Source organism: Kitasatospora sp. NPDC047058 (assembly GCF_040643935.1).
GTDB lineage: Bacteria > Actinomycetota > Actinomycetes > Streptomycetales > Streptomycetaceae > Kitasatospora.
In genome coordinates, this window is record NZ_JBEYVJ010000473.1 from 1 (window position 1) to 4707 (window position 4707).

Consider the following 4707-nt stretch of genomic DNA (forward strand, 5'->3'; position numbering starts at 1 on the left):
CCGCGGCCGGGCCGGTCCCGCCGCCGCCCCGGTGGCCGGCCCAGAGCGCGACCACCGGCGCGGCCAGCACCGCGGCCAGCACCCCGGTGGTCACCACCCGGCGGCGCACCGCCAGCGCGCGGCCCGCGTCCGGTGCGCGGTGCCGCGGGAACCCGCTCTGGTCGAACCGCAGGCCCGGCTCGACCACCGGCGCCGGGACGGCCGTCCGCCGGCCGGCCGGAGCCCCGGCCGCACGCGGCAGGAACAGCACCCCGCCGCCCCGCCCGGCCCCGCCCGTGGCCGGAGCCGGCTCCGCCGCGGGCGCGGTGAGCACCGGCAGCCCGGAGAGGCCCGCCGTCCCGTCCGCGACCTCGCTGGCCACCCGCTCGGCCGTGCCCCGGCAGGTCGGGCAGTCCACCACGTGCTGCACCAGCTCGCGGCGCAGTGCCGGGCCGAGCACCCAGTCCCGCCAGCTCTCCGCGCCGGCCCCGCCGAGGCGGTCCAGCTCGGGACAGCTGCCGACGCCGAGCACCAGCAGGGCCTCCCTGGTCCGGCCGACCTCGGCCCGGGCCGAGCCGAGCAGGGTGCGGGCGGTCTCGAAGGGGACGCCCAGTACGGCCGCCACCTCGATCGGGCTGAGCCGGTGGCGGACCGACAGCTCCAGCGCCTCGCGCTGTTCGGGGTCGGTGCCGGCGGCCTCGGGCCAGGCCAGCGAGGCCAGCTCGCGCCGCCGCCGGGCCGCCTCCGCGGCCGGGAGCGCCGCCCCGGCGCCTGCCGGCGGTGCAGCGTCCCGCAATGCAGCGTCCCGCAGTGCAGTGGCCCGCGGGGCAGCGTCCCGTGCGGCGGCGCCCTGCGGGACGGCCAGACGCAGGGCACCCGCCGACGGGACGTCCGCCGGGGTGCCCGGGCCGGCCCCGTCGTCCAGCCGGCGGAGGCAGCAGTAGCGCGCGAGCGAGTACAGCCAGGCCCGCACCATCCCGGGCTCGGCCAGCCGCGCGCCGTGCCGCAGGGCCAGCTCGCGCACCTCGCGCAGGGCGGCGGCGGCCGCTTCGTGCTCGCACAGCACCGAGAGGCAGTAGGTGAACAGGCCGTCCACCTGCCGCTCGTACGCCGCGAGCACGGGGTCGCGCGGCCCTTCAGAACGCGTTGTCACCCGACCGACGGTAGAGACCCGGGGGGTGCCGTTCCGGCGTTTCCCTTCTGTTGTACTTCTTTCGGGTAACAACATCGCCCGTTCGTGGACCGCCCGCGAGCCCCCGGACGCGGCCCGCGCTCCCGCCCGCGCCCCCGCTCCCGGCCCGTTGTCGGACCCAGGCGCTACGGTGACCGCATGGCTGCCCGTACCAAGACCTCCGCCAAGCCGCGCCCGGCGTACCGCTGCACCGAGTGCGGCAACCAGCTGCCCAAATGGGTCGGCCGCTGCCCGGAGTGCAACGCCTGGGGCACGGTCGAGGAGTACGGTGCGGTGCCGGTCCGGACGACGGCCGCCGGCCCGGTGAGCGCCCCCGCCCGCCCGATCGCCCAGGTGGACGGCCAGGTGGCGACGGCCCGGTCCACCGGCGTGCCCGAGCTGGACCGGGTGCTCGGCGGCGGTCTGGTCCCCGGCGCCGTGGTGCTGCTGGCCGGCGAGCCGGGCGTCGGCAAGTCCACCCTGCTGCTGGACGTCGCGGCCAAGGCCGCCAGCGCGCAGCACCGCACGCTGTACGTCACCGGCGAGGAGTCGGCCGGCCAGGTCCGGCTGCGGGCGGACCGGATCAACGCGCTCTCCGAGCACCTCTACCTGGCCGCCGAGTCCGACCTCGGCGCCGTCCTCGGGCACATCGAGGCGGTCAGCCCCGGCCTGCTGATCCTGGACTCGGTGCAGACCATCGCCTCCGCCGAGCTGGACGGCGCCCCCGGCGGCCCGGCCCAGGTCCGCGAGGTGGCGAACGCGCTGATCCGGGCGTCCAAGGAACGCGGCATGGCCACCCTGCTGGTCGGCCACGTCACCAAGGACGGCCAGATCGCCGGCCCCCGCCTGCTGGAGCACCTGGTGGACGTGGTGCTGAGCTTCGAGGGGGACCGGCACGCCCGGCTGCGGCTCATCCGCGGGGTCAAGAACCGGTACGGCGCGACCGACGAGGTGGGCTGCTTCGAACTGCACGACGAGGGCATCGCCGGCCTGGCCGACCCGTCCGGCCTCTTCCTGACCAGGCGTGACAAGCCCGTTCCGGGCACCTGCCTGACCGTGACCCTGGAGGGCAAGCGGCCGCTGGTCGCGGAGGTGCAGGCGCTGATGGTGGATTCGCAGATCCCGTCCCCGCGCCGCACCACCTCGGGCCTGGAGTCGCCCCGGATCGCGATGATCCTGGCCGTGGTCGAGCGCCACGGCGGGGTCAAGCTCGGCAAGCAGGACATCTACACCGCGACGGTCGGCGGGGTGAAGCTGAGCGAGCCCTCGGCGGACCTCGCGGTCGCCCTCGCGGTGGCCAGCTCCTCCTCCGACACCCCGCTGCCGAGCAACCTGGTGGCGATCGGCGAGGTCGGCCTGGCGGGCGAGGTCCGGCGGGTGACGGGTGTGCAGCGGCGGCTGGCCGAGGCGCACCGGCTGGGCTTCACCCACGCCCTGGTCCCGCCGGACCCGGGCAAGGTCCCGCCCGGCATGAAGGTGGTCGAGGTGGCCGACATCGGCGAGGCGCTGCGGGCCATCCCGGGCCGCCGCCGGGCCCCCGCCAAGCCGCGGAGTGAGGCACCGTCGGCGCCGCCCACCCCGCGCCGGGCCGCCGCCGCGCCCCCCGTCACGGCCTACCCGGAGGAGCTGATGGAGGGGTGGGAGCCGCTCGACTCCGACGAACTGCGCTGACCCAAGCCCTGTCGAAGCCGCACGCAGTTAGACTTTCCCCTGTCTATTGGCGAAAAGGCAGTACTAAGCGACAGAGCAACAGACCGTAGGCCGGCGCACGGCGCGAGGCGCGCGGTACGGGGTCGACCGGAGGAGTCACGTGGCAGCCAGCGACCGGGCGGACAAGTCCTCCCGCGAGGAGGCCCTGCTGCGGGCCTCCCTCACCGCCATCGCGCCCGGAACGGGGCTGCGTGACGGCCTGGAACGGGTGCTGCGGGCCAACACCGGCGGTCTGATCGTGCTCGGCTTCGACAAGACGGTCGAGTCGATCTGCACCGGCGGCTTCGTCCTCGACGTGGAGTTCACCGCGACCAGGCTGCGCGAGCTGTGCAAGCTCGACGGTGCCGTGGTGCTGGACAAGGACATCACCAAGATCGTCCGGGCTGGCGTGCACCTGATGCCGGACTCCACCATCCCGACCGACGAGACCGGCACCCGCCACCGCACCGCGGAGCGGGTCAACCGGCAGACCGGCTTCCCGGTGGTCGCGGTCTCGCACTCGATGCGGCTGATCGCGATGTACGTCAACGGCACCCGCCGGGTGCTGGAGGACTCGACCACGGTCCTCTCCCGGGCCAACCAGGCGCTGGCCACCCTGGAGCGGTACAAGCTCCGGCTGGACGAGGTGGCCGGCACGCTCTCCGCGCTGGAGATCGAGGACCTGGTGACCGTCCGGGACGTCACCGCCGTCGCCCAGCGGCTGGAGATGGTCCGGCTGATCGCCACCGAGATCGCCGGCTACGTGCTGGAGCTCGGCATCGACGGCCGGCTGCTCTCGCTCCAGCTGGACGAGCTGATCGCGGGCGTGGAGCCGGAGCGCGAGCTGGTCGCCCGGGACTACTTCCCGGAGCGGGCCGCCAAGAAGGGCCGGACGGTCACCGAGGTGCTGGCCGACCTGGAGGCGCTGACCCACGCGGAGCTGCTCGACCTGCAGACGGTGGCCAAGGCGCTCGGTTACTCGGGCTCGCCGGAGTCGCTGGACTCCGCGGTCTCGCCGCGCGGCTACCGGCTGCTGGCCAAGATCCCGCGGCTGCCGAACACGGTGATAGAGCGCCTGGTCGAGCACTTCGGCGGACTGCAGAAGCTGCTGGCGGCCAGCATCGACGACCTGCAGACGGTCGAGGGCGTCGGCGAGACCCGGGCCCGCTCGGTCCGCGAGGGCCTCTCCCGCCTTGCCGAATCGTCCATCCTGGAGCGCTACGTCTGACCGGCGCAGCGCGCCCGCCCGTGTGCGAGGACGGCCCCCTGGGGAGCACCCCCGGGGGCCGTCCTCGTCCCCGGGCCCGGGGTCGGCCCCGGGCGGGCGGCGGAACGCCGGAGCCCCGGCGCGCGGCCGGGGCTCCGGAAGGTGCTGCTGAGCGGCGGTCAGCTCTCCAGGCGGATCGAGGAGCGGGCCGAGACCTGGCCCCCCGAGAGGCCGGTGAGGTCGGCGACCACCAGGTAGGTGCCGGCCGGCGCGGGCACCGGGTCGGCGGTGGCGCACTGCTGCTTGCTGCGGCTGCGGTCCCAGGTGAAGGTCTCGGTCAGGCCGCCGTTCGCCGGGATCTGCACCCAGCTGCTGCCCCGGTCGGACGGGCAGTCGCCGGAGGACCAGATCCGGTCGCCGTTGCTGGCCGTCACGGTGATGGCCGAGGTGGTCCGGCCCAGGTCGACCCGGCAGTTGGCGCCGGCCGAGTTGTGGACGGTCAGCGCCAGCTTCGGCTTGTCCTTGGGCTGGTAGGAGTTCTGCGCGCCGGCCAGCTCCAGCGTCACCTGCGAGGAGGCGCAGACGGGCAGCGCCATGACCTCGGAGGTGTTCACCGCGGGCCCACCGGTGCCGCCGGCCGCGCCGCCGCTCGTGCCGCCCG

The 4707-nt window shown here is 75.4% G+C and carries 2 protein-coding genes and 2 pseudogenes; 2 read left to right on the forward strand and 2 right to left on the reverse strand.

Features of this window, described 5'->3' with window-relative positions; all coding sequences use genetic code 11:
* A pseudogene (locus tag ABZ885_RS35665) lies at positions 1-1132 on the reverse strand (sigma-70 family RNA polymerase sigma factor); the annotation flags it as partial.
* Between the two features lie 177 nt (positions 1133-1309).
* On the opposite strand from ABZ885_RS35665, the gene radA reads away from it, so the two are divergent.
* Positions 1310-2821, forward strand: coding sequence for a DNA repair protein RadA (gene radA, locus ABZ885_RS35670; RefSeq protein ID WP_360198304.1), 1512 nt, complete (start codon positions 1310-1312; stop codon positions 2819-2821).
* Between the two features lie 187 nt (positions 2822-3008).
* Positions 3009-4067 carry a DNA integrity scanning diadenylate cyclase DisA gene (gene disA / locus ABZ885_RS35675; protein ID WP_148644934.1) on the forward strand — a complete coding sequence of 353 codons (1059 nt, stop codon included), beginning with the start codon at positions 3009-3011 and terminating at the stop codon, positions 4065-4067.
* A 158-nt stretch (positions 4068-4225) separates the two neighbouring features.
* On the opposite strand, the pseudogene ABZ885_RS35680 reads toward disA, so the two are convergent.
* Positions 4226-4707: pseudogene (locus tag ABZ885_RS35680) on the reverse strand (hypothetical protein); the annotation flags it as partial.